The organism is Streptomyces sp. NPDC043812 (assembly GCF_056436245.1).
On record NZ_JBWKCY010000017.1, the window covers coordinates 112,277 to 135,529 of the forward strand.

24 protein-coding genes are annotated in these 23,253 nt (G+C 72.1%); 13 read left to right on the plus strand and 11 right to left on the minus strand.

Features of this window, described 5'->3' with window-relative positions; translation table 11 throughout:
• Nucleotides 1-57: 57 nt before the first annotated feature.
• From AC067Z_RS24605 to AC067Z_RS24615, 3 genes are all read left to right on the plus strand, one after another.
• Nucleotides 58-558: an Lrp/AsnC family transcriptional regulator gene (locus AC067Z_RS24605; RefSeq protein ID WP_478791749.1), complete on the plus strand. Its 501-nt coding sequence runs from the start codon at nt 58-60 to the stop codon at nt 556-558.
• Nucleotides 559-596: 38 nt separating this feature from the next.
• Entirely contained in the window at nt 597-2,279 is a 1,683-nt protein-coding gene (locus AC067Z_RS24610; RefSeq protein WP_478791750.1) for a DUF885 domain-containing protein, read from the plus strand.
• A 98-nt stretch (nt 2,280-2,377) separates the two neighbouring features.
• A complete protein-coding gene (locus AC067Z_RS24615; RefSeq protein WP_478791751.1) occupies nt 2,378-3,172 on the plus strand; it encodes an ATP-grasp domain-containing protein in 795 nt (264 codons plus the stop codon).
• 27 nt (nt 3,173-3,199) lie between these two features.
• Here the strand turns inward: AC067Z_RS24615 and AC067Z_RS24620 are convergent, their stop codons facing one another.
• Nucleotides 3,200-3,697, minus strand: a complete 498-nt coding sequence (locus AC067Z_RS24620; protein WP_478791752.1) for a rhodanese-like domain-containing protein — start codon at nt 3,695-3,697, stop codon at nt 3,200-3,202.
• Nucleotides 3,698-3,791: 94 nt separating this feature from the next.
• On the opposite strand from AC067Z_RS24620, the gene AC067Z_RS24625 reads away from it, so the two are divergent.
• Nucleotides 3,792-4,238, plus strand: coding sequence for an Lrp/AsnC family transcriptional regulator (locus tag AC067Z_RS24625; RefSeq protein WP_478791753.1), 447 nt, complete (start codon nt 3,792-3,794; stop codon nt 4,236-4,238).
• A gap of 12 nt (nt 4,239-4,250) precedes the next feature.
• On the opposite strand, the gene AC067Z_RS24630 is transcribed toward AC067Z_RS24625, so the two are convergent.
• The 3 genes from AC067Z_RS24630 to AC067Z_RS24640 are packed head-to-tail and all read right to left on the minus strand — an operon-like array spanning nt 4,251 to nt 9,433.
• On the minus strand, nt 4,251-7,601 hold the full coding sequence (locus AC067Z_RS24630; protein WP_478791754.1) for an AAA family ATPase: 3,351 nt from the start codon (nt 7,599-7,601) through the stop codon (nt 4,251-4,253).
• Nucleotides 7,598-8,764, minus strand: a complete 1,167-nt coding sequence (locus tag AC067Z_RS24635; protein ID WP_478791755.1) for an exonuclease SbcCD subunit D — start codon at nt 8,762-8,764, stop codon at nt 7,598-7,600. The genes AC067Z_RS24630 and AC067Z_RS24635 overlap by 4 nt, the downstream gene beginning before the upstream one ends.
• A gap of 42 nt (nt 8,765-8,806) precedes the next feature.
• Entirely contained in the window at nt 8,807-9,433 is a 627-nt protein-coding gene (locus AC067Z_RS24640; RefSeq protein ID WP_478791756.1) for a YigZ family protein, read from the minus strand.
• A 62-nt stretch (nt 9,434-9,495) separates the two neighbouring features.
• On the opposite strand from AC067Z_RS24640, the gene AC067Z_RS24645 reads away from it, so the two are divergent.
• Complete coding sequence (locus AC067Z_RS24645) at nt 9,496-9,903, plus strand: CoA-binding protein (protein WP_478791757.1); 408 nt, start codon at nt 9,496-9,498, stop codon at nt 9,901-9,903.
• Nucleotides 9,904-9,916: 13 nt separating this feature from the next.
• Here AC067Z_RS24645 and AC067Z_RS24650 read toward each other — a convergent pair whose 3' ends face one another.
• Nucleotides 9,917-10,471 (minus strand): YbaK/EbsC family protein, encoded by a 555-nt coding sequence (locus AC067Z_RS24650; RefSeq protein ID WP_478791758.1) that lies wholly within the window; start codon nt 10,469-10,471, stop codon nt 9,917-9,919.
• Nucleotides 10,472-10,515: 44 nt separating this feature from the next.
• Nucleotides 10,516-11,088, minus strand: coding sequence for a helix-turn-helix domain-containing protein (locus AC067Z_RS24655; protein ID WP_478791759.1), 573 nt, complete (start codon nt 11,086-11,088; stop codon nt 10,516-10,518).
• Between the two features lie 93 nt (nt 11,089-11,181).
• Here AC067Z_RS24655 and AC067Z_RS24660 point away from each other — a divergent pair, with 93 nt between their 5' ends.
• Nucleotides 11,182-12,048, plus strand: a complete 867-nt coding sequence (locus AC067Z_RS24660; RefSeq protein ID WP_478791760.1) for an EamA family transporter — start codon at nt 11,182-11,184, stop codon at nt 12,046-12,048.
• Between the two features lie 42 nt (nt 12,049-12,090).
• Here AC067Z_RS24660 and AC067Z_RS24665 read toward each other — a convergent pair whose 3' ends face one another.
• A complete protein-coding gene (locus tag AC067Z_RS24665; protein ID WP_478791761.1) occupies nt 12,091-12,828 on the minus strand; it encodes an acyltransferase in 738 nt (245 codons plus the stop codon).
• Nucleotides 12,829-13,215: 387 nt separating this feature from the next.
• Here AC067Z_RS24665 and AC067Z_RS24670 point away from each other — a divergent pair, with 387 nt between their 5' ends.
• From AC067Z_RS24670 to AC067Z_RS24695, 6 genes are all read left to right on the plus strand, one after another.
• Nucleotides 13,216-15,096, plus strand: coding sequence for a sensor histidine kinase (locus AC067Z_RS24670; protein ID WP_478791762.1), 1,881 nt, complete (start codon nt 13,216-13,218; stop codon nt 15,094-15,096).
• A gap of 111 nt (nt 15,097-15,207) precedes the next feature.
• Nucleotides 15,208-15,639: a roadblock/LC7 domain-containing protein gene (locus AC067Z_RS24675; RefSeq protein ID WP_478791763.1), complete on the plus strand. Its 432-nt coding sequence runs from the start codon at nt 15,208-15,210 to the stop codon at nt 15,637-15,639.
• Nucleotides 15,636-15,998, plus strand: coding sequence for a DUF742 domain-containing protein (locus AC067Z_RS24680; RefSeq protein WP_478791764.1), 363 nt, complete (start codon nt 15,636-15,638; stop codon nt 15,996-15,998). Before AC067Z_RS24675 ends, AC067Z_RS24680 begins: the two co-directional genes overlap by 4 nt.
• Nucleotides 15,979-16,596, plus strand: coding sequence for a GTP-binding protein (locus tag AC067Z_RS24685; RefSeq protein ID WP_478791765.1), 618 nt, complete (start codon nt 15,979-15,981; stop codon nt 16,594-16,596). Before AC067Z_RS24680 ends, AC067Z_RS24685 begins: the two co-directional genes overlap by 20 nt.
• Nucleotides 16,593-17,855, plus strand: a complete 1,263-nt coding sequence (locus AC067Z_RS24690; protein ID WP_478791766.1) for a cytochrome P450 — start codon at nt 16,593-16,595, stop codon at nt 17,853-17,855. Before AC067Z_RS24685 ends, AC067Z_RS24690 begins: the two co-directional genes overlap by 4 nt.
• A gap of 91 nt (nt 17,856-17,946) precedes the next feature.
• On the plus strand, nt 17,947-18,477 hold the full coding sequence (locus AC067Z_RS24695) for a gamma carbonic anhydrase family protein (protein WP_478791767.1): 531 nt from the start codon (nt 17,947-17,949) through the stop codon (nt 18,475-18,477).
• 62 nt (nt 18,478-18,539) lie between these two features.
• On the opposite strand, the gene AC067Z_RS24700 is transcribed toward AC067Z_RS24695, so the two are convergent.
• Both AC067Z_RS24700 and AC067Z_RS24705 read right to left on the minus strand, forming a co-directional pair.
• Complete coding sequence (locus AC067Z_RS24700) at nt 18,540-19,211, minus strand: DedA family protein (RefSeq protein ID WP_478791768.1); 672 nt, start codon at nt 19,209-19,211, stop codon at nt 18,540-18,542.
• 163 nt (nt 19,212-19,374) lie between these two features.
• Nucleotides 19,375-19,812, minus strand: coding sequence for a DUF4442 domain-containing protein (locus AC067Z_RS24705; protein WP_478791840.1), 438 nt, complete (start codon nt 19,810-19,812; stop codon nt 19,375-19,377).
• A gap of 107 nt (nt 19,813-19,919) precedes the next feature.
• On the opposite strand from AC067Z_RS24705, the gene AC067Z_RS24710 reads away from it, so the two are divergent.
• The gene (locus AC067Z_RS24710; RefSeq protein ID WP_478791769.1) at nt 19,920-20,939 is read left to right on the plus strand and encodes a DUF8017 domain-containing protein; all 1,020 of its coding nucleotides are present in this window, start codon (nt 19,920-19,922) and stop codon (nt 20,937-20,939) included.
• Nucleotides 20,940-20,998: 59 nt separating this feature from the next.
• On the opposite strand, the gene AC067Z_RS24715 is transcribed toward AC067Z_RS24710, so the two are convergent.
• Both AC067Z_RS24715 and tuf read right to left on the minus strand, forming a co-directional pair.
• Nucleotides 20,999-21,844 carry a spermidine synthase gene (locus AC067Z_RS24715; protein ID WP_478791770.1) on the minus strand — a complete coding sequence of 282 codons (846 nt, stop codon included), beginning with the start codon at nt 21,842-21,844 and terminating at the stop codon, nt 20,999-21,001.
• A gap of 74 nt (nt 21,845-21,918) precedes the next feature.
• Entirely contained in the window at nt 21,919-23,094 is a 1,176-nt protein-coding gene (gene tuf, locus AC067Z_RS24720) for an elongation factor Tu (protein ID WP_478791771.1), read from the minus strand.
• Between the last annotated feature and the right edge of the window lie 159 nt (nt 23,095-23,253).

A 23,253-nucleotide genomic window follows, 5' to 3' on the forward strand; every position in this document is an offset into this window, starting at 1 on the left:
CGGCACTGTGAACAGCTACCGGGAAGTAGCGTTTCTGCTCCGTGTTACGTTCGACAAATGGCTGAATCCGTCGCACTGGACCCGGTGGACCTCCAGATACTCCGCCTGCTGCAGAACGACGCCCGGACCACTTACCGCGATCTCGCGGCGGAGGTCGGCGTGGCTCCCTCGACCTGTCTGGACCGGGTCACGAGGCTGCGCCGCTCGGGCGTGATCCTCGGCCACCGGCTGGCCCTGGACCCCGCCCGGCTGGGACGTGGCCTGCAGGCTCTGCTCTCCGTCCAGGTGCGCCCGCACCGGCGCGAACTGATCGGTCCCTTCGTGGAGCGCATCCGGGCCCTGCCCGAGTCGCTCGCCCTGTTCCATCTCACCGGCCCGGACGACTACCTGGTGCACGTGGCCGTTACCGACATGGCCGATCTGCAGCGTCTTGTCCTGGACGAATTCACCTCGCAGCGCGAAGTCGCGCGGGTGGAGACCCGGTTGATCTTCCAGCAGTGGGACTGCGGACCACTGCTGCCTCCGCCTACGGGACGTCAGGCGCCCGACGTCGGATGATGGTGACGCGGAGGGGCCTCGCGTACGAGGATGTCCGCATGCCAGACACTTCCAGCAGTGCGCTGCCCCGCCAGGTCGCCGACGCCTTCGTCGACGCCGTCGTCGAACTCGATCCGGTCACCGGAACCTACCTGGGAATCAAGAAGAGTTCCGGACTGCTCCCCGACTACTCACCGGCGGGGCGGGAAGAGCTCGCCGTACTCGCCCGAGAGACCCTTGTCCGGCTGGACGAGGCCGAGAAACTGCCCGGCGCCGACACCGACGCGGAACGGCGCTGCGCCCGGCTGCTGCGCGAACGCCTGACGGCCGAACTGGCCGTGCACGAGGCGGACGAGGCGCTGCGGACGGTGAGCAATCTGCACTCCCCCGCGCACGAGGTCCGTGAGGTGTTCACGCTCACGCCGACGGAGACCACGGAGGACTGGGCCGCGGTCGCCGAACGGCTGCGCGCCGTGCCGCAGGCGCTGGAGGGCTACCGGGCCTCGCTCGCAGTCGGCCTCGACCGGAAGTTGTTCGGAGGCCCCCGGGCGACCCGGACGTTCGTCGCGCAGATGACGGAGTGGATCGGCAAGGGCCGCAGCTGGTTCGAGGACTTCGTGTCGGACGGTCCGGCATCGTTGCGCGTCGAACTGGACGTGGCCGCCGGCACCGCGACGGAGTCGCTGGTGGCGCTGCGCGACTGGGTGCGCGACGTGTACGCCCCGGCTGTCGCCGACGCACCGGACACCGTCGGCCGCGAGCGCTACGCCCGCTGGTCGCGATACTTCAACGGTACCGACCTGGACCTGGACGAGGCGTATGCGTACGGCTGGTCCGAGTACCACCGGCTGCTGGCCGAGATGAGGACCGAGGCGGACAAGATCCTGCCCGGGGCGGGCCCTTGGGAGGCGCTGGCCCACCTCGACGTGCACGGTGAGCACATCGAGGGCGAGGAGGAGGTCCGCGTCTGGCTGCAGCGGCTGATGGACGACGCGATCGAGGCGCTGGACGGCACCCACTTCGAACTCGCCGAGCGGGTACGGAAGGTGGAGTCCCGCATCGCCCCGCCGGGCGGGGCAGCCGCGCCGTACTACACAAGTCCCTCCGAGGACTTCTCGCGTCCCGGCCGGACCTGGTTGCCGACGATGGGCGAGACCCGGTTCCCGGTGTACGACCTGGTGTCCACCTGGTACCACGAAGGCGTGCCCGGCCACCATCTGCAGCTCGCGCAGTGGGTGCATGTCGCGGACCGGCTCTCCCGCTACCAGGCGACGATCGGCATGGTCAGCGCCAATGCCGAGGGCTGGGCGCTCTACGCGGAGCGGCTGATGGACGAGCTGGGCTTCCTTCCGGACCCGGAGCGCCGGCTGGGGTATCTGGACGCGCAGATGATGCGGGCCTGCCGCGTGATCGTCGACATCGGCATGCATCTGGAGCTGGAGATCCCGGCGGATTCGCCGTTCCATCCGGGCGAGCGGTGGACGCCGGAGCTGGCACAGGAGTTCTTCGGGGCGCACAGCGGCCGGCCGGCGGACTTCGTGGAGAGCGAGCTGACGCGCTATCTGTCGATGCCCGCCCAGGCGATCGGCTACAAGCTGGGCGAGCGGGCGTGGCTGCTGGGCCGCGAGAACGCCCGTCGTGCGCACGGGGACGCGTTCGACGCGAAGGCGTGGCACATGACGGCGCTGTCGCAGGGGCCGCTGGGACTCGACGACCTGGTCGAGGAGTTGTCGAAGCTGTGACTGCGCGGGCGGTGCCGGGCGTCGTTCCGGCACCGCCCCGTTCGGTGCCCAGGCACCGTGTGCGGGGAATTCGTTTCCGCAGGAGCCGCATGTGACGCATGCTGTCGTCCCATGCGCACGCTTCATCTCTCCCCCAGGCTCACCGCGACCGGCACCGCCCTCGCCGCCGCCGCCGTGCGGCGCGGCATGAGCGCGAAGACGCTGCACGACTGGCGTGTTCCCGAGGAGTCGAGGGGGCAGCGGGCGCCTCGCTGTACGCGGGACCCCTGTTCGCGGACGCGGTCGCGGGCGATCTGGGGCTCGGTCTGCTGGAGGCTCCCGAGAGCTGGCTCGCCTCTCTTCCCTACGAACTGACCGGCCGCGACATCCGTTTCATGGAGATGGCGGCGGCCCGCTCCCTGCGGACACCGGCGTTCATGAAGCCGCCGAACGACAAGAGCTTTCCGGCGCGGATCTACCGGGACGGCAGTGGTCTGCCCGGTCCGGACGCCGTCGACGACGACGCCCCGGTGCTGGTGAGCGACATCGTGACGTTCACGGCGGAGTACCGGCTGTTCCTGCTCGACGCAGAAGTGGTGACCGGCAGCCGTTACGCGGTACGGGGCGACCTCGATGTCGCCCCGCTCGACGACGACCCGTACGGCGTGGAGGTGCTGAACTTCGCCGCCTACCTCGCCGGCACCGGCCTGCCCAGCGCCGTCGTGGTCGATGTCGGGGCGGTCGAGGGCGGCGGCCCGGTGGTCGTCGAGGCCAACGCCGCATGGGCGAGCGGCCATTACGCGTGCGACGACGACACCGTCCTCGACGTGGTGCTGCGGGCGGCGCGTCCTCGGGACGAGGTGCTGGCGTCGGACGCGAGCTTCCTGCGGCCCACTCCGTCGGTCGTGCGCTGAGCCGTGCGGCCGGGCCGCGCCGCCGGTTCAGCAGCCGCAGTCGTCGCCGTCCACAGGTGCGGTGAGCGGGTCGGCGGCGCTTTGCGCCGGACCTTCCCATGTCTCGTACGCGAAGCCCTCCCGCGCCCAGTACTCGAAGCCGCCGAGCATCTCCTTGACCTGGAAGCCGAGTTCGGCGAAGGCGAGCGCCGCACGCGTGGCGCCGTTGCAGCCCGGCCCCCAGCAGTAGGTGACGACGGGGACGGACTTGTCGAGCAGCGTCTCGGCCTGGGCGGGGATCAGCGCGGTGGGCAGATGGACGGCCCCCGGCACGTGGCCCTGGTCCCAGGATTCGGTGGAACGGGAGTCGATGACGACGAATCCGGGGTCGCGGCCCGCCGCGAGCGCGGCGGCGACGTCGGAGACGTCCGCGTGGAAGGCGAGGCTCGCGCGGAAGTACGCGGCTGCGGCGACAGGGGCGGCAGGCGGAACGCGGAGCATGGGATTGACGGATGTCTGCGCGGCGGCGGTCTGCGTCGTGGTCATGTCCCGAAATCTATGCTCGGTGATCATTTCCCTGAAGGGGCGATCCTCGGCACATCTCTTGATCGGCCGGGGATTTCCCTGTTTCCTCTCGGGCATGACGGGATATTCACCGGACGCCACCGACTGGCGCATACTGCAGGCCCTCCAGACCAGGGGCAGGGCGAGCTTCACGGAGCTGGCCAGGGCCGTGTCCATGTCCGCGAGCGCCGTCACCGAGCGGGTCCGCAGGCTGGAGGAGGCCGGTGTCATCAAGGGCTATGCGGCCGTGGTCGACCAGGAACGGCTGGGGCTGCCGATCCTCGCGTTCGTCCGGCTGCGGTATCCCAACGGCAACTACAAGCCGTTCCACGACCTGCTCGACACGACGCCCGAGATCCTCGAGGCGCACCATGTCACGGGGGACGACTGCTTCGTGCTGAAGGTCGCCGCCCGCTCCATGCGGCACCTCGAGGAGGTCTCCGGCAAGGTCGGCGCCCTGGGCTCGGTGACGACGAGCGTGGTGTACTCGTCGCCGTTGCCGAGCCGCGCGATCAGCCGCTGAGCGTCGGGGCCGTCAGTCGGCGATGTCGCCGGCCGTGCGCAGCCGTACCGTCGAGCCGTCGCGTTCCTTGACGACCTCCAGCTGCGCGGGGATGCGCCTGCGCAGATCGCCGACATGGCTCACGATCCCGACACTGCGGTCCCGCTCGCGCAGCGAGTCGAGCACGTCGAGCACCTCGTCCAGGGTCTGCTCGTCGAGGCTCCCGAAGCCCTCGTCGATGAAGAGCGTGTCGAGCCGCATCCCGCCGGCCTCGTCGGTCACCACGTCGGCGAGGCCCAGGGCAAGGGCGAGGGAGGCGAAGAACGTCTCGCCGCCCGACAGGGTGGCCGTGTCGCGCTCCCGGCCCGTCCAGGCGTCGACGACATGCAGCCCGAGGCCCGCGCGCTTGCCACCGTTGCGGGCGTCGGAGTGCACAAGGGTGTAGCGCCCGGAGGACATCCGCTGCAGCCGTACGGTGGCGGCCGCCGCCACCTGTTCCAGCCGGGCCGCGAGGACGTACGACTCCAGGCGCATCTTGCGTTCGTTGTCCGCGGAGGTTCCGGCGGTCAGACCGGCGAGCCGCGCCACGCGGTCGTACCGCTCGCGCAGCGGGCCGAGGCGGCGGACCTCCTGCTCGGCCTGGCGGGAGAGCCGGTCCAGCTCCGTGCACCTCTCCTCGGCCGAGGCCAGCCGGGACGCGGCGTCGCGCAGGTGCCGTTCGGCGGCGGTGGCGGCGGCACGGGCCTCTTCGGGCCGCGCCGCGGGCTGCTGCGCCGCACGACGGGCGTCCTCCTCGGCCAGCCGGTCGGCGACGGCGGCGGCCTCGGTCCGCCAGGCGTCGATCCGCCGCTGCATGTCGCGCTGTGCGTCTTCGGCGACGACGGCTTCCGCGGCGGATCGCGGGGTGTCGAACCCGGCCCGGAACGCGGCGTCCGCCAGCAGGTCATCCGCCTCCTTCAGCCGCTGCTCGGCGCTGTCCAGGGCGCGTACGGCGTCCGCGGCCGCGGCGAGCAGTCCGACGCGCCGCTCCAGCATCGCGGCGCGATCGGCGACGCTCGCCGCGTCGCCGCGTGCACGCGCCAACTCGGCGTCCAGGGCCGCCAGTTCCTGATCGAGGGTCTCGCGCCGCGACGTCCGGGCGGCGACACGGCGCTCGGCCTGCTGTCCGGCGTCGACACGGTCCTGGTGCTCGCGCTCGATCCGTTCGAGCGCCTCCTGCGCGGCATGCATCCCGGACGCGGAGCGGTGCGCCACGGCGTGGTCGTGCTCCAGCGCCTCGACGGCGTTGCGGAGTTCGTCGACCGTGGGGTCGCCCTCCGCGTCACGTGGCGCGGGCACGCCGGCTGTCACGGGGCGCCGTCCGGTCCCGCCGGCGCGCGCGTCCCCGCCCTCGACCGGATCCGCGGCCGGCCGCCCGGTGGCGCCTGTGCCCGCCGACCCGCCCGGCTCTTCGGGGACGATCGCCTCGTCGACACCCGGGAGGCCCAGCTGTCCGTCGGCGGCATCGCGCGAGGCGACGGTCGACAACCGCGCCCCGCCGTCGCGCGGCACGCCGGGCTGCCCGGCCACGTCCGCCGCGCCGCGCGGCTCGCCCGCGAGGAGCAACCCGCCGGCCGGCACACGGCCCGCCGCGCCCGCAACCGGCGTCGCGCGTGCGCGAGCCGCGGCCGACACGCGGGACTCGCGGAGCACCGCCAGGTCACGCTCGGCCGCCGCCTTCGCCTCTTCGGCCCGTGCACTCGCGGCGTACGCGTCGTCCTCCGCCTCGCGGTCCACATGCCCGGCTCCCGCCTCGGCGGGCGCGGGATGCTCCGCCGAGCCGCACACGGCGCACGGTGCGCCCGCCACCAGCGCAGTCGCCAGTTCCGCAGCGATGCCGCGCAGCATGCGCTCCTTGAGGTCGAGCCAGGCGGCCTTGGCCCGGTTCGCCGCGTCGGCAAGTGTGCGCAGCCGGTCCTCGGTGCGCTCGGCGCGGGCTGCGAGTTCGTCGCGTTCGCAGGCGGCGCGCAGGCGTTCGCGGGCCGTTTCGAGGCGTCCCGCGAGGTGTTCGGCACGGGTCGCCGCCTCCTGCGCGGTCGTGACCCGGTCGCGGTGCTCGCGCCGCAGGCGCTCCCATCCCGCCAGCCAGGAGGCCGTCTCCTGCAGGACCTCGTCGTCCGCGCGCGCCTGCCGGTCGAGGCCGGTGCGCTCGCGCGTGATCTCGGCGCTGCGCGCCTCGGCACGGCGGGCCGAGTCCAGACCCCCCAGCTCCTCGCGCATCGCGTGCTCGCGGCCGACGAGTTGATCGGCACCGGCTTCGGCGAGGTCGGCCGGGAGGAGGGCCTTCGTCCGCCGACGCTCCGTGTGCGCCGCGCGGTGCTCCCGCTCTGCCTCTTCCCGCAGTCGCAGCGCGGGCCGGACCAGGTCCGCACGACGGGCCCGCTCCAGCGCGGCCTGCAGCGCCTCGCATTGCGGCCGTGCCGTCTCCCACGCCTGTGAGCGGCGCAGGGTCTCGGCGTATCGCTGCTGCAGCCGGTCCAGTTCCCGTGCGGAGTCCAGCGCGAGGCGCGCCGCGGTCTGCCTGCTGTCCGCCGCAGCCACGCCGTGCTCGGCGATGTCCTTGCGTTCGCGGGCGCCCGCGCGTGCGACCGCCGCCCACTGGACGACGGCCGACGCGAGTCCCGGGTCCCCGGGCTGCTGGTCGGGCAGGGGCAGGTCGTCGGCCGCCGCTGCCGCCGCCTGTTCCATGCGGTGGGCGAGTCCGAGCAGCCGGTCGTCCCCGGCGCGGACGTCCTGTTCGACGCCGCGCCGCAGTTCGGCGAGGCGTTCCTCGACGGCGGCGAACCGCCGGGTGTCGAAGAGCCGGCCGAGGAGTCTGCCCCGGGCCTCGGCGTCGGCGCGCAGGAAACGGGCGAAGTCGCCTTGCGGTAGCAGGACGACCTGACAGAACTGCTCGCGGCTCATCCCCAGCAGCTGGGTGATCTCCTCGCCGATCTCCTGATGGGACTTGCTGAGCGCTCGCCACTCGCCGGTGCCGGGGTCGTGCTCGCGCAGCAGGCTCTGCGCCCGTTCGGTGACGAAGCCCGTGCCGCGCGCCTTGGGACGCGGCTGGGCGGGCCTGCGGGTGACCTCCAGCCGTCGGCCGCCGGCGGTCAGTTCGAGGCGGACCTCCGTGGGTGTGCCGCTCGCCGCGTGGTCGCTGCGCAGGGTCGCGCCGGGGCTCTGGCGGGCGCCGGGCACGGCGCCGTACAGCGCGAAGCAGACGGCGTCGAGCACGGAGGTCTTGCCGGCGCCCGTCGGTCCGTGGAGGAGGAAGAGGCCCGCGGCGGACAGTTCGTCGAAGTCGATCTCCTGCGTGGATCCGAACGGCCCGAAGGCGGTGACCGTCAGCGTGTGCAGCCTCACCCGGCCACCTCGCGCACACCCGCGTCGACCCGCACGTCGTCGAACGCCCCGAACAGCACGGTGCGTTCGTCGTCGTCGGGGGCGCTGCCGCCGCGCACATGGGCCACGAAGTCCTCCGCGATCTGCTGGTCGGTGCGGCCGCTGAGCCGCTGCGCGTAGGAGGCGGTGGCGTCCTGTTCGGCGCGCACGGGTGCGAAGACGAGGCTGAGGGTGTGCGGGAACCGCTCGGTCAGGCGGGCCATCGGGTCGGCCGGACGGACGGCGTCGGTGAGGGTCGCCTCGACGAACGACTCCTCATGGCGGCCGAGGGCGGGGTCGTCGAGCAGTTCGTCGAGTGTGCCGCACAGCCGCGCGAGGGGCCGGGGCACGGGGCAGTCGACGCGCTCGGCCCTCACGCCGCCCGACGCGTCGAGATCGACGAGCCACATGGTCTTGCGGTGCGCGGCCTCGGAGAAGGAGTAGGCGAGCGGGGAGCCCGAGTAGCGCACGCGCTCGCCGATGGTCTGGCAGCCGTGCAGATGGCCGAGGGCGACGTAGTCGACGCCGTGGAAGACGGCGGCGGGGACGGCGGCGACACCGCCGACGGTGATGTCCCGTTCGCTGTCGCTCTCCTCGCCGCCGGCGACGAAGGCGTGCGCGAGGACGACGGAACGGGTGCCCGCCTCCCGAGTGGCGAGATCGTCCCGCACCCGCTGCATCGCAGCGGCGAGCACCGGTTCGTGGGCGGCCTTGTCGGCCGCGAAGTGGTCCTTGACGAGGGCCGGTTCGAGGTACGGGAGGCCGTAGCACGCGACCGGTCCGTGCTCGTCCGCGAGCAGCACGGGTGTGCCCGCACCGGCCGGGTCGGTGCGCAGATGGATACCGGCCCGCTCGATCAGCCCGGCGCCGACGCCGAGGCGGCGGGCCGAGTCGTGGTTGCCGGAGATCATCACCGTCGGCACTCCGGCAGCGGCGAGGCGGTGCAGGGCGTCGTCGAACAGCGCGACGGCGGCGAGCGGAGGCACCGCCCGGTCGTACACGTCCCCCGCGACCAGCACCGCGTCCACCTCGCGCTCGCGCGCGGTCGCGACCAGGTGGTCGAGGAACGCGGCCTGGGCCCCGAGCATGCTCACCCGGTGCAGCGACCGGCCCAGGTGCCAGTCGGACGTGTGCAGGAGTCTCATGATCCGTGAGCGTATCGGCGGGTTCGGACAATGCGGGCGGCTTCACGCATCTCCGTACGCCTCGCCCCCGAGTTCGAGTACGGCGGCACCGGCGGTGGCGTCCGCGAGCCAGGCGCGGAAGGAGTCGATGTCGGAGTCCGGCAGACCGATCTCCATGGTGACCGCCTCCGCGTAGGTGACCTCGCGCACTTCGCGGCCGGTGGCCCGCAGATCGTTCTCCAGTTTGCCCGCGCGCTGGTGGTCCACGGTGACGGTGGCGAGCCGGAACCGTTTGCGCGTGAGGGTGCCGAGCGCGTCGAGGGCTTCGCCCACGACTCCCCCGTACGCCCTGATCAGCCCGCCCGCGCCGAGTTTCACACCGCCGTAGTAGCGGGTGACGACGGCGACGACGTACCGGACCTCGCGGCGCATCAGCATCTGCAGCATGGGCACCCCCGCGGTGCCGCCCGGCTCGCCGTCGTCGCTGGCCTTCTGCACGGCGGCGTCGGCGCCGATGACGTAGGCGTAGCAGTTGTGCGTGGCGGTCGGGTGCTCCTTGCGGATGCGTGCGACGAACGCCTGTGCCTCCTCCTCGGTGGCGGCGGGTGCGAGCGCGCAGAGGAAGCGCGAGCGGTTGATCTCGCTCTCGTGGACGCCCTCGCGGGCGACCGTCCGGTACTGGTCCTGCATCCGGCCACCCTATGCGGCGCCGGCGGGGGAATTCGCCGCGAGGCCGGCCCGTTGCCTCTGGCATGTACGCAGACGCTGAGACGATCCGCAGAATCCTGACCTCGACGGGCGACACCTGGGCGGTGGTGGGTCTGTCGCACAACGAGTCGCGCGCGGCCTACGGTGTGGCGCGTGTGCTGCAGCGCTACGGCAAGCGGGTCGTGCCGGTACACCCGAAGGCCGAGACGGTGCACGGCGAACAGGGTTACGCCTCGCTGGCCGACATCCCCTTCGACGTCGACGTGGTCGACGTCTTCGTGAATTCCGGCCTCGCCGGCCGGGTCGCCGACGAGGCGGTGGAGATCGGTGCGAAGGCGGTGTGGTTCCAGCTGGGCGTGATCGACACGGAGGCGTACGCCCGCACCCGCGAGGCGGGTCTGGACATGGTGATGGACCGCTGCCCCGCGATCGAGATCCCGCTGCTGGACTGAGGCGGGTCCGAGGTCAGACGCCGAGCCCGTCGACGACCGTCGCCCCCGACAGGCCCGCGAACGCCTTGCCGGGCACGATCAGCTTGCCGCGCCTGCGGCCGCTGCCGATGAGGACCCATGCGGTGTCCACGACCGCGGAGTCGACCAGCAGCGGCCAGTCGGCGGGCAGTCCGATCGGGGTGATCCCGCCGTACTCCATGCCGCTGACCCCGGTCGCGGTGTCCATGGGCGCGAACGAGACCTTGCGAGCGCCCAGTTGCCTGCGTACGGCGCCGTTGACGTCGACACGGGTGTGGGAGAGGACGACACAGGCGGCGAGGGTGGTCTCGCCCGCCCGCTTCCCGGCGACGACGACGCAGTTCGCCGACTGCTCCAGCAGCTCGCGGCCGTAGTGCTCGACGAAGACGGCCGTGTCGGCGATCTCGGGGTCGGTGTCGACGTGAAACAGCTGGTCCGCGGGGACGGTCCCCTGCCAGTCGCGCACCGCCGCCGCGACGGGGGCGATGAGCCGGTCGATGCAGTCGGGGGCGGGGGTGGCGTCGTCGAACTTTCCGATGGGTGCGCGCATGTCCCGCACGCTAACAGCGTCGTGCGCCGCGGTGGCCGGACGTGTCAGCGGACGGGCGGCACGGAGACGGCCATGGTGAGTTCGACGGTCTTGGTGCCGTCGTTGCGGTAGGCGTGCGGGACGTTGGCCTCGAAGGCGGCCGAGGTACCGGTGGGGACGGTGTGCGGTTGCCCGTCGACGACGAGGGTCAGTTCGCCCGCGGTGACGTGCAGCAGCTCGGTGGTGCCCTCGGGGTGCGGGTCGGAGGCGCTCTCGTCGCCGGGCATGAGCTTCCAGGCCCACAGCTCCAGGGGCCCGCCCCGCTCGCTGCCGACGAGGAGGGTGGTGGAGCTGCCGGTGGAGGTGGACCACATACGGACGGCCTGCTCGGGGGGTACGAGGCGGACCTGTGAGCCCTGCTCGTAGTCGAGGAGTGTGGTGATGCTGACGCCCAGGGCGTCGGCGAGTTTGACGGTGGTGCCGACACTCGGGTTGGTGCGCGCCTGCTCGATCTGGATGATCATGCCGCGGCTCACGCCGGAGCGGGCGGCGAGCGCGTCCAGCGTCAGGCCGCGCTCGCCGCGCCAGTGCTTGAGGTTGCGGGCGAGCGACTGCGTGAGCTGGTCGAGGTCCGACACGTTCCGTCCAATATTCTGGATGACAGAGTTCAACAGACTGCACTACCGTGTGGTGCACCCCATCGTTCACTGCACTGTACTGCGAGGATCGCGATGACCGCACTGTTCGCCCTGGCCACCAGCCTGCTCTGGGGCCTGGCCGACTTCGGCGGCGGGCTGCTCACCCGCCGGACGCCGGCGTTGACCGTCGTCGTGGTCTCGCAGTCGATCGCTGTCGTCGTACTGGGCGCGATCGTGCTCGCGACCGGTGGCTTCGCCGAGGCGGAAGGCCGGCTCTGGTACGCGGTCGCTGCGGGCGTGGTCGGCCCCGTGGCGATGCTCTCGTTCTACAAGGCGCTCGCCCTCGGACCGATGGGCGTGGTCTCGCCGCTGGGCTCGCTGGGCGTCGCCGTTCCGGTGGCCGTGGGTCTCGTACTGGGCGAGCGGCCGGGGCTGCTGCAGTTCGCCGGCATCGCGGTGGCCGTCGCCGGCATCGTCCTCGCGGGCGGTCCCCAGCTGCGCGGTGCCCCGGTGCAGCGGCAGGCGATCCTGCTGACCCTTCTCGCGGCCTTCGGCTTCGGTGCCGTGATGGCACTCATCGCCGAGGCTTCGAGCACGCTCACCGGGCTCTTCCTGGCACTGTTCGTGCAGCGCGTGACGAACGTGGCGGTGGGCGGCGCCGCGCTGTACGTCTCGGTGAAGCGCGGCGGGCGGGCCCTGCCGGAGGACGGCGGGATGCGCGTCGTCCGTTCCTCGCTCCCGGCGCTCGCCTTCGTGGGCCTCGCCGATGTAGCGGCGAACGGCACGTACTCCATCGCCGCACAGACCGGCCCCGTCACCGTCGCGGCGGTCCTGGCGAACCTCTACCCCGTGGTCACGGTGCTGGCCGCCCTGATTCTGCTCAGGGAACGGATGCGGGTGGTGCAGGCGACGGGCGCGGGTCTCGCTCTGGTGGGCACGGTGCTGCTGGCCACCGGCTGACGGCGCGCACGGTCCCGCCGGCCACCGCTGACGGCAGTGCCCTCAGCCGTCCTCGAGCTCGGCCAGCGCCAACAACTGCTCCGGCGTGACCCCTTCGGGGATCGGCACCGGCGCCGGCGTCCGCAGCGGCGGGAGCCAGCCCTCGGCCGGGTCCCACCGGCGCACCACGCGCGCGGGAGCTCCCGCCACCACGGCATGGTCCGGCACCTCTCCCCGTACGACCGCCCCCGCGGCCACCACCACATTGCGGCCGAGCCGGGCGCCGGGCAGGATCACGGCGCCCGTGCCCAGCCAGCAGCCCGGCCCGATCTCGACCGGTTCGGTGCGCGGCCACTGCTTGCCGACAGGCAGGCCGGGGTCGTCGTAGCTGTGATTGGTGGAGGTGATGTAGACGTACGGGCCGCAGTACGTGTCCGAGCCGATGGTCACCCGGGTGTCGGCGATGACGTGGCTGCCGCGCCCGAGCACGACCCCGTCGCCGAGGGTGAGGATCGGATCGGTACCGAGGTCCAGATCCGGCATCATCCCGGCCGTGAGGGTCACCTGTTCGGCGATGATGCAGTGGTCGCCGAGTTCGATCCAGCGCTCGCCGAACACGGTCCCCTGCGGGAAGGCCAGCCGTGTGCCGTGGCCCAGTCGCCGGAAGCGCAGCCGGCCGGGGTGCTCGGCGGTGACCGAGCCCGTCTCCTGCACCCACTGCCAGCCCCGGTGGACGGCGCGCGCGAGAACGCGCCGACGCCAGGCGCTCAGCGACGAGAACGTGTTTCTGTTCTTGGGCACCCGCACACGGTAGTCGGAGGCACGTCACATGATCGGCGCACGGGGCTGTGACGTTCGCCCCAACGAGCGCCGGCTGCGCGCCCGCTTACCATGAGAACGCGCCCCCGCAGGCGACTTCGGGCGCAACTCCACCGTTCTGTGGACACTGCGCGTGCTCCGGCCGTTGCCGCCGCACCCGCGGCTAGCATGAGCACCGCATGCACACGCAAGATCACCGTATGTGATCCCGTCAACCCGGCGCCGCGGGCCGACGGCAGGGCACGACACCATGCCCGACGCCGCGTCCACGCCGGGATTCGACACCGGGCACGCGGACGGCGGCTGCGAGCCGCTCGGTCGGCCCCTTCCTTCATCACGTCCCGCACTCGAGCAGCGAGGGATCGCGGAATGTCAGCACCTGTCGCTCCCCCACCCCACAGGGCCCGTCCGTCACAGCCCTTGCCGCTGGTGGTGCCCGCGGCCTCGCTCGTGGCCGCCGCCGTCGTCGGCGCAGGGGTGAGCGCCGCCGCCCCGGACGCGGCAGGCGCCTGGGTCCTGTCCACCGTCTGCGCCGCCTGGCTGTGCCTTGCCGGCGTCGTCACCGCCGCGACCATGGCACTGCACAGCCGACAGAGCGCGGCGGGGGCGGCGAGGAACGAACTGCGGGCGCTGGAAACGCGATCGGCGCGGTTCGCGGCGGAGGCGGCTCACCTGGTGAACGTCACCCTCCCCGCCGCTCTCGCGCGCCTGCGCGCGGGCGAGAGCGCCGACGACGTCCTCACTGGCACACCGCCGCCGAACGACGCGCAGCTGCGCCGCGTGCTCCAGCTGCTCACGGCGGAAGTCGGTGCGGCAGAGCAGCGGGCGCGGTCCGCCGCCGTCAACGGTGCCCGGGCCGTGCGGCAGTTGGCACTCGCCGCCGACGGTCTCGACCGGCTGACCTCGCTGACGCTGCCCGCCGCTGTCGCGCAGTTGCGCCGCGGCGCTTCTGCGGAAACGGTTCTGGGCGAGCTCGAACTGCCCGCCGACGCACGGCTGCGCGCCCTCGCCGACACCTGGGTACGCGAACTGGCCGTCAGCGAACGCCGCGCGACCGCCGCGCAGGGCGCGAGCGCCAAGGCCCTCGGTCGGGTGCAGGCCATGGCCGTCAGCATGCTCGCCGACCTGCGCGAGATGCAGGACCGGCACGGCGAGGAGGTCTTCGGTGATCTGCTCCGGCTCGACCACAACACCTCCCAACTGGGCCTGATGACGGACCGTCTGGCGCTGCTGATGGGGGGCCGGCCCAGCCGGGCCTGGAACAGACCGATCGCCATCGAGAGCGTCCTTCGGGGCGCGGTCGGCCGTATCGCCGCCTACCGGCGGGTGCGGCTGCACTCCGCCGGCAGCGCGGCCGTGGCGGGTTTCGCCGCCGAGGGAGTGATGCATCTGCTGGCCGAACTGATGGACAACGCGGCCAACTTCTCGCCGCCCGTCGACGAGGTCCACGTCTATGTGGAGGAACGTACCGCCGGCCTGGTCGTCACGATCGAGGACAGCGGCCTGAAGATGCCGGACGCAGCGATGCGGCGGGCGGAGGAGGCAGTGTCCGGTCGCGCGACCGACCTCGCCGTGCTGCAGGGCACGCGGCTCGGTCTGGCCGTGGTCGGCCGGCTCGCTGCCAAGTACGGCATGAGCGTGAGTTTCCGGCCGTCCTCTCGCGGCGGCACCGGAGTCGTGGTGCTGTTCCCGCCCCACCTGCTGGACCGGCCGCACGGCGACACCACGCAGCGACGCGCGCGGCACACCCCGGCCACGGCCATGCCCGCGGAGCCGACGACCTCGGGATCGGGCGCTTCGCTGCCGGGCATCGTCCTTCCGCCGCTCGAACCGGACGCGACCCACGGAGTTCGCCCCGCCGCACCGCCCGTGAACGGCGGAGCACCCACGCCGCCGCGCGCCTCGCTGCCGGCGCAGGGCGTCCACCGGGTTGCCACCCCCGGCGGGCTGCCGGTGCGCCCGGTCGGCCGCACCATGGCCGCGGCCGACCGGGGGCGCCCCGATCCGCGACCGGAGCCGGAGCACGAGCCGTCGGGCCGGGACGCAGGTACGCGGTTCGGCGCGTTCCACCGGACCCGCGGGACGCAGGAGGACGCGACGGGCGAGGCGCAGACGCACGACGAGCTCCCCGATCCCCTGCCTCCGGTGTCCGCCGTGCACCCGACGGACCCGGCAGCCGGGCACCACGGCGGCCTGCGGGAGCTCGGACAGGACCGGGACGAACGGCCGGGTGCGCCAGCCGCGCCGTAGCCGCGCACGAAAGCTGCGGCACCGCAGAGACACCCCTGCGCCACGGACACCGCGAGACGGGAGGCACGGGCCGGCGCCCGGAGCACCGGGCAGCCCCGCCCCACGCACACCATGCAGACCACTGACAACAGCCTCAACTGGCTTCTGGAAAGCCTGCTGGAACGCACGCCCGGCACCCGGCATGCCCTGGTGCTCTCGCGCGACGGGCTGAAACTGTGCAGGAGCCGCCACCTGACGCTCGATCAGGCCGATCAGCTGGCCGCGATCTGCTCAGGAATCCAGGCCCTCGCGCAGGGCGCCTCGACGGAGTTCGGCAACGGCAGCGGCGGCGTACGGCACTCGATGACCGAGTTCCACGGCGGGCAGCTGTTCATCGTCGCGGCCGGGAACGGCGCCCATCTCGCCGTCGTGGCGGACGACGGCGCCGACCCGGGGGTCGTCGGCCACCTGATGACCGATCTCGTCGAGCAGATCGGTGACCATCTGCGGGCCGAACCACGCGTGCCGTCGCACGACACCCCGCTCGACACCCCGCTGTCATGACCCGCCGCCCTGTCGAAGTGGGTGATCCGGAGCGGCTCTACACCGTCACCGGCGGCCGCAGCCGCGCCCCGGACGATTCGCTCGACCTCGTCACGCTGGTCGTGGCCGAGTGCGCGCCCGCCGCCGGTATGCAGAAGGAGCACCTGGCGATCCTCGAGATGTGCCGCAGCCCCACAGCCGTGGTGGAGATCTCCGCCGAGCTGAGAATGCCGGTGACGGTCGTCCGCATCCTGCTCGGCGACCTGCTCGCGACCGGACGGATCACCGCGCGTCAACCGCGGGCAGCCGGCGAGGACGACACCTTCCAGCCCCGCTCCGACTTCCTGATGGAGGTGCTCCATGGGCTCCGCAACCTCTGAACTGCCCGCCCGTACGCCCCTGAACCAGGCCGCCGAGACCGGCCTGAAGATCGTCGTGGTGGGCGGGTTCGGGGTCGGCAAGACCACGCTCGTCCGGTCCGTGAGCGAGATCCGCCCGCTGAACACGGAAGAGGTGATGACGCAGGCCGGGGTCGGCGTCGACGACACCAGCGACGTCGCGGCCACCAAGGCGACCACCACCGTGGCGTTCGACTTCGGCCGCATCAGCCTCAACGAGCGCATCGTCCTGTATCTGTTCGGAGCACCCGGGCAGGAACGGTTCTGGTTCCTGTGGGACCGGCTGTTCTCGGGCACGCTCGGTGCGGTCGTGCTCGTCGACACCCGGCGGATGAGCGACTCCTGGTACGCGATCGACCGTCTGGAGCACCACCGGACACCGTTCGTGGTCGCGGTCAACCGCTTCGACGGTGATCTGGCGGCCTTCTCCCTCGCCGAGATCCGCCAGGCGCTGTCGCTCGCCGAGCACGTCCCCCTCATCGACTGCGACGCCCGGGTCCGTTCGTCCGGCAAGCACGTGCTGATCAGCCTCGTCGACCACCTCCATGAACTGGCCACGGCCCGGGAGAAGACACCATGAACGACCCCACCGCCCCACCGCATCTGCCGCCCCCGGCCGGCTGTCCCGCCCACGCGGGCGCGGTCCGGCTCAGCGGCCCCGAGTACCAGCAGGCACCGGCGGAGTGGTACCGCTCGCTGCGCGGCCGCCATGGATCCGTCGCCCCGATCCTGCTGGAGGGCGACATTCCGGCATGGCTGGTGCTGGGCTACGCCGAGGTCGGCTATGTCACCGCCCACGACGAGCTGTTCGCGCGGGACTCCCGGCGCTGGAACCAGTGGGAATCCGTCCCTGCCGACTGGCCGCTGCTGCCGTTCGTCGGCCACCAGCCGTCGGTCCTGTTCACCGAGGGCGCCGCGCACCAGCTGCGTGCGGGCGTCATCACCGAGGCGTTGGAGGTGGTGGACCAGTTCGAACTCGCCCACGGGTGCCACCGGATCGCCGATCTTCTGATCAACGCCTTCGCCGGCAGCGGACAGGCCGAGCTGATGGCCGCCTATGCACACGCACTGCCGATGCGCGCCACGGTCCAGATGTGCGGGATGCCTGCCCGCGGCGCGGACACCGAGGAGCTGGTCCGCGATCTGCGGATCTCCCTGGAAGCGGCCGACGGCGAGGATCCGGTGGCCGCGTTCGTACGGGTCCAGGAGCGGATCCAGCGCCTGGTCAAGGACAAGCGGGCACTGCCAGGACCGGATGTCACCTCCCGGATGCTGGCCCATCCGGCACGGCTCGCCGACGAGGAGGTCGTCCAGGACCTGATCGCGGTCATCGTGGGCGCACAGCAGCCCACGGCGCACTGGATCGGCAACACGCTGCGTCTGCTGCTCACCGACGACCGTTTCGCACTGAACGTCTCGGGCGGACGGCTCAGCGTGGGCCAGGCGCTCAACGAGGTGCTCTGGCTGGACACACCGAACCAGAACTTCATCGGACGCTGGGCGGTGCGCGACACCACGCTGGGCGGGCAGCAGATCCGGGCGGGCGACTGTCTCGTGCTGGGTCTCGCGGCGGCGAACACCGATCCCCAGATCTGGCCGGACGGGCACGTCGGCACCGAGAATTCCGCGCATCTGTCGTTCAGCAGCGGCGAGCACCGGTGCCCGTATCCGGCTCCGCTGCTCGCCGAAGTGATGGCCCGTACGGCCGTGGAGGCGCTCCTGGAGCGGCTGCCGGACGTGGTGCTCGCCGTGGAGCCGCCGGAGCTGACCTGGCGGCCGTCGGTCTGGATGCGGGGGCTCACCGCGCTGCCGGTGCGGTTCACGCCTGTCGTGCAGTAGGGGTGGCAGCGCGCCCCCTGACGGACGTGGCCGCCGAAGGGTCATTTACGGTTCGGGGAGACGCGAGAGCTGATCACCGAGGAGACACGGCATGGCGGAACGAGCACTGGTCGCGGGTGTGGGCGGCAAGGACCCGAAGGTCGATCCGGATGCCTTCACCGCGCCGACGTCCGTGGTGATGGGCGAGGTGACGCTCGCCGCGGGGTCGAGTGTCTGGTACCAGAGCGTGCTGCGCGCCGACGGCGGCCCGATCGTCATCGGCGCCGGGAGCAACATCCAGGACAACTGCACGGTCCACGTCGACCCCGGTTTCCCCGTCACCGTGGGTGAGCGGGTATCGGTGGGTCACAACGCGGTCCTCCACGGCTGCACGGTGGAGGACGACGTGCTGGTGGGCATGGGGGCCACGGTTCTCAACGGCGCGCACATCGGCGCGGGGTCGCTGGTCGCCGCTCAGGCTCTGGTTCCGCAGGGCATGCGTGTACCCCCGGGTTCGCTGGTCGCGGGTGTTCCGGCGAAGGTCCGCCGGGAACTGACCGACGAGGAGCGTGAGGGGATCAGGCTGAACGCGTCGGTGTACGTGGACCTGGCCAAGGAGCACCGCGCGGCGCACGGGTCCTGACGTGGCGCGGGCGCCGGGCTCTGCACCCGGCGCCCCTGGCGCACGTCCGCCGGCCCGGCGCCTCAGTCGCCGACGGGCACGGGCTCGGGCTCGGGTTCGGCCGCCGCCGACGCCTGTGCCGGGGCCTCGGCCGCCGCCTTCTTCGCCCGGTTCTTCAGGATCAGCATCGACGTCACACCGATGAGGACGGCGAGGACCAGGCCCAGCCACGAGAAGCGCTTGAGCCATGCCTCCGCCACGACGCCGACCGAGTAGATGACGGCCGTCGTGCCGCCCGCCCACAGGATTCCGCCGAAGACGTTGGCGATCAGGAACTTCCAGTACGGCATCCGCAGCACACCGGCGAGCGGCCCTGCGAAGATCCTCAGCAGGGCGACGAAGCGGCCGAAGAAGACCGCCCACATGCCCCACTTCTCGAACGACCGCTCCGCCATGGCGATCTGCGCGTCGCCGAAGTGTTTGGGGAACTTGCGGCCGAGCCAGGCCAGCAGCGGCCTGCCGCCCTTGCGGCCGATGGCGTAGCCGATCGAGTCGCCGATGATCGCCCCGGCCGTGGCGCAGGCGCCGAGGATGTACGGGTTGATGTCGCCGTGCTGCGAGGCGAGGAGCGCCGAGCTGACGAGGACGATCTCGCCCGGCAGCGGGATGCCGAGGCTTTCGAGTCCGATGACCACACCCACCAGCAGGTAGATGCTCAACGGGGGGATGGTCTCGAGCCACTCCTGGACGTGCAACGCCGGTTCCTTCCGTACCCACCGGGCCCTCGCCCGCCGTACGCCCCCGTCGGCGCACGCCGGGGCAGCCTACCTGCTCCGCGGATTCGCTCCGGGTACGCGAAAGGGCCGCCCCGTCACCTCGGGGGTGTCGGGGCGGGCCAGCTTCGTGCGCGGCCGGGGGTCAGCTGTTGGGGCGCAGCGTCCAGATGATGTCCATCTCGCCGGTCACGGCCTCGTCCTCGCGCTGGATCGCGACCTTCACGGAGAACTCGGGGCGCTCGCCGGCGTCGAGCTCCTTGACGATGTCGGCGATGGGGCGGCCGAGCGTCGCCGTCGCGACGAGGTCGCCGCGGGCGATCTTCTTGAAGGAGATCTCGGCCTTGGTGGGCAGCGGCACCGCGCGCGAGAGCTGGTCACCGAACGCGGCGAGGACGATGGCGCCGCTCGCGGACTCGGCTAGCGTGAACATGGCTCCGGCGTGCGGCCCGCCGACGTGGTTCTGGTAATCGGCCTGGTCCCGCAGGCGGAGCACCGCGCGCTCGGGGGTGGTCTCGAGGTACTCCAGACCGAGGGTGCGGACCATGGGCACCGTGGCGGCGAGCAGCTCGCCGATGTTCATCTCTTCTGCGCTCATGGCCTGGATGTTACCCACGAGTAGCCGGTGTTGGCCATCCCCTGGGGGGCAGACGTGGAACTGCTGCCGCCGCACCTCTATGGTTACTGGCCATGTGGCCAGGACAGCAGCCGCCCGGGGGCGAGCAGAACCCGCAGGACCAGAACCCGTACCAGCAGCCGGGGTACCAGCAGCCGAATCCGTATCAGCAGCCGGGCTACCAGCAGCCCAATCCGTACCAGCAGCCCACCGTGCCGCAGTACGCGATGCCGGGCCAGATGCCGGGTGCGCCCCAGCCGCCGCAGGACGACAAGAAGAAGACCACCATCGTCGCGATCGTCGCGGCGACGGCCGTGGTCGTGGCCGCGGCGGTCACCGGATACATCGTGCTGAACGACGACGACAAGGGCACGTCCGACAAGGGCGGCGGCACCACCGCGTCGAAGACGAGCAAACCGGACGCCTCGAAGGACCCGGCCACCTCGTCGCCGCCGGCGGACAACCCCCGCGGCGGTTCGAACGCCAAGCCCACGATCGAGGGCTGGAAGGTCGTCACCAACCCCAAGCACGGCACCCAGTTCGACGTCCCGGCCGAGTGGGAGGTGGCCGGGTCGAGCGTCAGCACGTTCTTCGAGGACGAGAAGAAGGGCGACGGCTCGCCGGCCGCGGTGATGGGCGCCCCCGCCAGCTACAAGAGCAAGTGGTGCACCTTCGACACCGACAAGGACGGCGACCTGGAGGAGTGGGGCCTGGCCACCACCGGCTCCAAGGGCGCCTCCGGGGCGAAGGACACCGCGGAAGCGGCCCGTGGCACCGCGTGGCAGTGGGCCTGGGCGGGCTATGCGCAGACCGAGCCCGACAAGGCGGTCAAGGTCTCGCCGGCCAAGGACTTCACGACCGCGTCCGGTCTCAAGGGCAGTGTCGCCACGGCCAGGACCTCGGGTGTGAAGAAGGAGAACAAATGCGAGACCGACGGCAAGTCGATCGCGTTCTCCTTCAAGAACTCCAAGGGTGACTTCAAGAGTTGGGTCCTCTACGCCAACACCGGCGTCAAGGAGGAGGTCGACGACGCGACCATCCAGAAGATCCTCGGCACGGTCCGGCTGGTCGAGCCCACGGAGTCGGGCTCCTGATCCACGGTCCCGGCCGCGGCGGTCCCCCGCCGCGGCCGGGTGCACCACCCGGGTGCCGGTCAGCCGATACTGAACGCGCCGTCGGGCGGCGGGGGCGAGGCCACGGCGTCCTCGTCGCGCACAGGTCGCGCGTCACCGATGAAACGGGTCAGTGACCTGCCGTGCTCCACACGCGCCGGGAAGGCGTCGGCCGCGACGAGACGGGTGAGACCGGGCACGTCGATCGGCGTCTGGGAAGCGACCAAAACCGCGTTGCCGAAGCGGCGCCCGCGCAGCACCGCGGGCTCGGCGATGAGCGCCAGCTCGGCGAACACCGCCGCGAACGTCGCCAGCTGCGAGCGCAGGAAGGCGAACGGCGCACCGTCCGCCAGGTTCGCCGCATACGTGCCTCCCACCCGCAGCACCCGCTCCGCCGCCCGTGCGTAGTCGAGCGACGTCAGGTGCGCGGGCACCCGCGCCCCGCCGAAGACATCGGCGATCACTACGTCCGCACTGCGCTCGGGTGCGGTCTCCAGCCAGGCACGGGCATCCCCGCCGTGCACGGCGATCGAACTGTCCGGCGGCAGCGGCAGATGCTCGGCGACAAGCGCGACAAGGCCCCGGTCCGCCTCCACCACGTCCTGGCGGGAGCCCGGCGCGACCGCCTCGATACGGCGGGGCAGGCTGAGCGCGCCACCACCGAGGTGCAGTACGTCGAGCGTCTCTCCCCGGCCGGCCACGTTGTCGAGGACATGGGCCAGCCTGCGGGTGTACTCGAACTCCAGGTGCGCGGGATCGTCGAGGTCGACGTACGACTGGGGTGCGCCGTCGACGGTCAGCAGCCAGGCCCGGTCCCGGTCGACGTCGGGCATGAGTTTGGCGGTGCCGCCGTCGACGTCACGGACGACGGGTATCTGCGCGTTCACCGTCCCATTGTGCCGGTCGCCGGGCACCATGAAGGGCGGCCCTCCGCCTCCGCGGAGGACCGCCCCCGTGCCGGTCAGACCACCTCGGTGACCGTTCCGGCGCCGACGGTGCGGCCGCCCTCACGGATCGCGAAGCCCAGGCCCGGCTCCAGCGGTACGGCGCGGCCGAGTTCCACGGTCATGGTGACCGTGTCGCCCGGCCTGGCCACGGCGGCTGCACCGAGGTCGATGTCACCGACGACGTCCGCCGTCCGGATGTAGAACTGCGGCCGGTAGCCCGTGGAGAGTGGTGTGGTCCGTCCCCCCTCGCGCCCCGACAGGACGTAGACCTGTGCCGTGAAGCGTCGGCTGGGCACCACACTCCCCGGGGCGGCGACCACATGACCCCGGCGGACGGCGTCCCGGGGCAGCCCGCGCAGCAGCAGCGCCACGTTGTCACCGGCCTCCGCGGACTCCATCGGCTTGCCGAACGTCTCCAGCCCGGTCACGACCGTCTCGGCGTCCGCGCCGAGCACCTGCACCCGGTCGCCGACGCGTACGGTGCCGCGCTCCACGGCTCCCGTGACGACGGTGCCACGTCCGGTGATGGTGAGCACGTTCTCCACCGGCAGCAGGAACGGCGCGTCCGTGTACCTGACGGGCATCGGCACATAGGTGTCGACGGCGTCCAGCAGTGCCTCGACAGCGGCCGTCCACCGCGGGTCGCCCTCGAGCGCCTTCAGCCCCGACACCCGCACGACGGGCGCCGCGTCGCCGCCGTACCCGTGGGCGGTGAGCAGTTCACGGATCTCCAGCTCGACGAGGTCGGTGAGCTCGTCGTCGCCCGCGTCCGCCTTGTTGATCGCGACCACGATGTGGTCGACACCCACCTGGCGGGCGAGCAGGACGTGCTCCGCCGTCTGCGGCATGACGCCGTCGAGTGCCGAGACGACGAGGATCGCGCCGTCCAGCTGGGCGGCGCCGGTGACCATGTTCTTGACGTAGTCGGCATGGCCCGGCATGTCCACATGGGCGTAGTGCCGGGTGTCGGTCTCGTACTCGACATGCGCGATGTTGATGGTGATGCCGCGCCTGGCCTCCTCCGGCGCCCGGTCGATCCGGTCGAAGGAGACGAAGGACGTGCCGCTGCCGGTGCGCTCGCTGAGCACCTTGGTGATCGCGGCGGTCAGTGTGGTCTTGCCGTGGTCGACGTGGCCCATGGTGCCGATGTTGAGGTGCGGCTTGGTCCGCACGTATGCCGTCTTGGGCATGGCTGGATGTGTTCCTTCCCGGAACGTGAAGCGTGAGGTGGACCCCTGGGCCTTGCCGACCCTCCCCCTGCGGGGTCCGCCGGACGTTCCGGGAAGGGTCAGCTTCGGGCGCCGTCGAGGACGGCTGCGGCAGCGGCCGCCGGGAATGCGGCAGCCTTC